Source organism: Kitasatospora sp. NPDC059648 (assembly GCF_042734825.1).
In the GTDB taxonomy this organism is placed as follows: domain Bacteria; phylum Actinomycetota; class Actinomycetes; order Streptomycetales; family Streptomycetaceae; genus Kitasatospora.
On the sequence record NZ_JBHWDU010000184.1, the window covers coordinates 1 to 4,844 of the forward strand.

The 4,844-nt window shown below is 70.1% G+C and carries 1 protein-coding gene and 2 pseudogenes; 2 read left to right on the plus strand and 1 reads right to left on the minus strand.

Translation table 11 applies throughout. From position 1 onward, the window contains the following. Positions 1–613, plus strand: a pseudogene (locus ACFV1W_RS40055) (hypothetical protein); the annotation flags it as partial. Positions 614–620: 7 nt separating this feature from the next. Here ACFV1W_RS40055 and mgtA read toward each other — a convergent pair. Then, a complete protein-coding gene (mgtA, locus tag ACFV1W_RS40060) occupies positions 621–3,314 on the minus strand; it encodes a magnesium-translocating P-type ATPase (protein ID WP_380422450.1) in 2,694 nt (897 codons plus the stop codon). Positions 3,315–3,847: 533 nt separating this feature from the next. Here mgtA and ACFV1W_RS40065 point away from each other — a divergent pair. Next, positions 3,848–4,103, plus strand: a pseudogene (locus ACFV1W_RS40065) (SpoIIE family protein phosphatase); the annotation flags it as partial. Between the last annotated feature and the right edge of the window lie 741 nt (positions 4,104–4,844).

Genomic DNA, 4,844 nt, shown 5'->3' on the forward strand with positions numbered 1-4,844 from the left:
CGCCGATGAAGCGGCTCTGGAAGACCGGGGACACCTGGAACACCGGATCGCCGCTGCCACGGCGTTCGGGTCGTTCATCCCTCGTCTGTCAGCATCGGGTGAAGATGAAGCCGAGCTTGTCGACCTCGTCGCCGGCACGGCCGGCGAGCCGCTGGGCGTGCGGTTCCTGGCTTCGGAGTATGTGACGGGGTCGTTGCACCAGGGGCGGATCGACACGCTGGGGCTCGACGAGGACGGCGTGCCGGTGATCATCGAGTTCAAGCGTCGGCGTGATGCCGGGGTGATTACCCAGGCGGCGTCCTACCTGGTCTGGTTGCTGGCGCACCGGCACGAGTTCGAGGCGCTGGTGCGTAGACGGCTGGGCGCCGACGCGGCGGAGGCGGTCGATTGGCGGCGACCTCGGGTGATCTGCGTCGCGGGCGAATTCTCTCGCCGTGATCGGGCTGCAGTTTCGCTCTACCCGCGCGACTACCGTGTGGACCCGGTGCGATACCGGGTCTTCGGTTCAGACCTGCTGACGCTGCAGTTGGTCGGGACCGTTCCGGGCTTCTTCTCCGCGGGTGTCTCGCCAGTGTCGGCCGGCCCGGAAGCCGAGGCCACCTCCTGCCGGTAGCGGTCGGTCAGCGCATCGGGTGGGCGGTCTTCTCGGCTGGGCGTGTGCTGGTGACACGGTGAGCGCGTGGCTTGGGGAGCCGGGCAGGGGTGCTGAAATGGGCCGCGCGGCGGCGCAGGTGACGTCGGCCGACAGCGGGACGGGGCCGCTCCTGCGTCGGGGGAAGACGGTAGAAGAACCGCTTGGCGATCTCCACCAGCACCAGGTAGGCGACCACCAGGACCGCCAGGGCGGCGAAGAAACCGGAGGGCAGGAGTCGGAAGCCCAGGACGTGGGCGAGCGGTGTGGCCGGCAAGACGGCCCCGAGCGCCACGATGCCCAGGGCGGTCACGGTCAGGGGGACGCTCGGGCGGCTGCGCCAGAACGGGCTGCGGCGGGTGCGGATGGCGAAGATCACCAGCGTCTGGGTGGCGAGGGACTCCACGAACCAGCCGGTGCGGAACTGCGCGGCTCCGGAGTGGAACACCCACAGCATGATCGCGAAGGTGGCGAAGTCGAACAGGGAGCTGACGGGTCCGAAGCAGAGCATGAAGCGCCGGATGAAGGCGATGTCCCAGTGTGCGGGCCGCCGCACCTGCTCCTCGTCGACGTTGTCGGTGGGGATGGCGAGTTGGCTGGTGTCGTACAGCAGGTTGTTGAGCAGGATCTGCGAGGGCAGCATCGGCAGGAAGCTCAGGAACAGGGAGGCGCCTGCGGCGCTGAACATGTTGCCGAAGTTGCTGGACGTGCCCATGAGCACGTACTTGATGGTGTTGGCGAAGATCCGCCGTCCCTCGGCGACACCGTCGGCGAGGACGTCGAGGTCCTTCTCCAGCAAGATGACGTCGGCCGCGTCCTTGGCCACGTCGGTAGCCGTGTCGACAGAGATGCCCACGTCGGCGGCGTGAAGCGCGAGCGCGTCGTTCACGCCGTCGCCCATGAACGCCACGTCACCGCCAGTCTGCCGCTGCAGGCGCACGATGCGGGCCTTCTGCTCCGGGCTGACCCGCGCGAAGACGGTGGTGTGGGCGATCGCGGAGGTCAGCCGGGCGTCGTCCATGACGTCCAACTCGACACCGGTCAGCGTGCCCACGTCGGTGAGCCCGAGGTCGTGGCAGACCTTGACCGCCACCGCGGGATTGTCGCCGGTGACGACCTTCACCGTGACATCCAGCTCCGCGAGCCGCCGCAGCGCCGCCGCGGCGTCGGGCTTGGGCGGGTCGAGGAAGACCAGCAGCCCGGCCAGCGACAGGTCCCGCTCGTCCTGCGGGGTCGGCGCCGCCGGGGTGGCGGCCGCGCGGGTGGCGACCGCCACCACCCGGTTGCCGGCCGCGAACTCGGCGTCCAGGGCATGGCGGGCGTCCTCGGGCACGCCCACGCACCGCTCCAGTACCGTCTCCGGCGCGCCCTTCACGATCAGTCGCGCCACACCGGATGGGTTGGTGACGACAACGGAGGCCATGCGCCGCTCGTGGTCGAACGGCAGGACGCCAGTGGTGGTCCACTCGCGCAGCGCCGCCCGTTGGGAGGCCACTGCGGGCGAGTTCCACAGCGCGTCGTCCAGGGGATTCCCGCCGACGGCGCGGCCTTCGTCGAACGTGGTCTGCGTGCACAGCAGCCCCCAGCGCAGCACCTCATCGGGCGAGAGGCCACCGATCGGCACGCAGCGCATGAAGTCGATGCGGCCCTGAGTCAGCGTGCCGGTCTTGTCGGTGAACAGCACGTCGACGTCGCCGAGGTCCTCGATGCACACCAGCCGCTTGACCAGCACCTTGCGCCGGCTCATCCGCCGGGACCCGGCGGCCAGGCTCGTGGAAACCACGGCCGGCAGCAGCTGCGGGGTGATGCCGACCGCGATCGCGAGGGAGAACAGCAGCGCGTCGATGAGGGGCTTGTGCAGGGCCACGTTGACGACGAAGATCGCTGTGGTCAGTGCGCCGGCGACGTAGACCAGCAGCATGGAGAACCGGCGCAGGCCCGCCTGGAACTCGGTCTCCAGCTGGTGTTCGGCCAGGCCCGCTGCGATCGCGCCGAACTCGGTACGGGCGCCGGTCGCCACCACCACGCCGCGGCCGCTGCCGGCGTGCACGACCGTCCCCATGAGCGCGCAGCCGGTCAGTTCCGCCAGCGGTGTGCCGGCGGCAACCGGGGCGGTGTCCTTGGCCACCGGCAGCGACTCCCCGGTCAGTACGGACTCGCTGCACTCCAGCCCGGTCACCGACAGCAGGCGCAGGTCCGCCGGGACGATGTCGCCGAGCCGCAGCTCGACCACGTCACCTGGGACCAGGTCGGTGACCTCCACCTCCTGCGCGCGTGCGCCGCGCCGCACCAGTGCCTGGTGGCGGATGCGGGCGTGCAGCGACTCGGCGGTTTTCTCCGCCCGGTACTCATTGGCGAAGCCCAGCCCCACCGAGAGCGTCACGATCACGCCGATGATCACTGCGTCGCTGCGCTCGCCGACGAAGAACGACACCAGGGCCGCGGCCAGCAGCAGCCCCAGCAGCGGGGAACGCAGCTGGTGCCACAGCACCAGCCAGCCGCGGGCCCGGTGCGAACGCACTGCGTTCGGCCCCCAGCGCCTGAGCCGGGCCTCGGCTTCCGGCGCCGACAGACCGGCGGCGCTGGTCTCCAGTCTGAGCAGGACTTCCTCGACGGGCCGGGCTGCGGCCTCGCCGACCGGGCTGCCAGCCACCACCCGTTCGGTGGTTGTGGCGGTCACCATGGAAGATCTCCTGTCCCGCCTGCACGAGCACGGACGCCGCACACCACCGACTCGTGCAAGTGCCGCGACCCGGCTGGCCGGGTCGGTGAGCCGACACGGCGGAGGTCGGAACGGATTCGCATGGCCGGACCCTCCTGCATCTCGATCGCGCGGACATCGCATTCCCCTGCCGGATACCACTGTCCAACGCGGCCGCAGATCCCCGCTGGGGCCGTTCGGGCCCAGACCGGGGACCGGACGGCCGCCGCCCCGGCGTGGCCCGTCCCACGAGGTGGCCGCCGTTCCGGTCCGAACCACACGGGCCAGCGTGCACGTAGCAGGACCTGGCTGCGGCATGCGTCGGCGGGCGACCGCGGTCGCGCCCAGCAGCGGGACCTCGTCTCGCGACCACGCGCGGCATGGCTGGACGTCGCGATGACCTCCGGTAGCAACGTGGCACGGCCTGGTGGCCGAGTTTGCATGCGGCGAACAGCTTGGGCAGTGTCTCCGGGTTCGAAGTCAGCGCCGGACCGTCAGCGCCAGCAAGTGAAGGCGGCGCGCACGGACACCACCTCCCCCGCCCCCCAGCCGGCCTCCCCTACGACCCAGGAGAGACCCTTGTGCTGTACACCGACGGCCTCATCGAGCGCCGCGACGAGGACATCGACGCCGGCTTGGAACGCCTGGCCCGCAGCTCTGGCCCAGGACCGGACCCTTTCCCCCGAACGGCTGGCCGACGCACTGCTGACCCGGCTGGACGTCGCCGGTGGCGCCGCTGACGACATCGCTGTCGTCGTCATCCGCCTGTAGCCCTGCAGGGCGTCGGCTCCGCCGTGGGCTGACCGGCGGCAGCGGCGGCCGGGATGCCGGCCCGGCCCGCTGCGGCATCCCAGCCGCCATGGCCGGCGCCTCCTCCTTTGCCGGCCTGGTCACGTGGTCGGGGTTCCGTACGTGCGGTACCGCTCAACATCCGACTCGGCGGGACACCATCAAGGCATCGGCGACACCCCGGCTCACTGAGCTCGCGCCATGTCCTCCAGCGCTCGATTCACCAGCGGACCGCCAGGCCGGGTGTGATCACTTCGGCGACGGTGATCCGGTCTTCGGGGAGGTGAAACCGACCCTTCGTATCGTCTGGTGTTCCCGGGTTGGACGATTCCAGGTAAGCGGGGGGGCTTGGCCGACTCGCCGTCCGGGCACGCGGAAGCCATTCCGCGCCAAGGGCGGTCGTCAGTTCGACGGCGGGAAGGGGCTCCGTTCGCTCTCATAAGTCCAGCTGTTCAGCAGCGAGACCAGTTCGTCGCCGTAAGGCGGGGAACGCTGGGCCCGCTCGCTCCACCCGCCTGACCGGCCTGTGGCCGACTCGTCCCACGGAAGTTGCCACACGCAGACACGGGAGAGACCGTTTCTAGTGGGGGAATCCTCAAGAAGGAGGCATCCAATGGCCCTGTCCGACACTGTCGGCAACGGGTGAAACGAGGACCACGGACAGCGGATCAAAAGCGGGTCACTTCGTGATCTCTTGATCATCCTGACTTCATGGGTAGCGGG